1 protein-coding gene is annotated in these 216 nt (G+C 31.5%); it reads right to left on the reverse strand.

Annotated elements, in window-relative coordinates:
• Window positions 1–184: hypothetical protein (locus AB5M32_RS13735; RefSeq protein ID WP_368024537.1), on the reverse strand; the 184-nt coding region annotated here is incomplete at its 3' end.
• Window positions 185–216: the final 32 nt, after the last annotated feature.

Below are 216 nucleotides of genomic sequence, written 5' to 3' on the forward strand. Positions count from 1 at the left end.
CACAAAACTGCCGTTTAGATTCGTAAGAATGTTGAGAATTGAGATATAAATTGATCTTTTCTAATTTATATTCTCTCGGTATAATTTCCCTTTTATTCTCTATATATCCTAATTCACTATTAGTTGACTCAGCTGGAACAGCTTCTTTAAGCAACTCTTGAAATGTATCTTGTGACAATTCCATTATGTCACAAAATGTCTCTATTTTGATGGTCG

Origin of the sequence: Enterococcus sp. C57, from assembly GCF_040887305.1 — a bacterium.
In the GTDB taxonomy this organism is placed as follows: domain Bacteria; phylum Bacillota; class Bacilli; order Lactobacillales; family Enterococcaceae; genus Enterococcus_B; species Enterococcus_B hirae.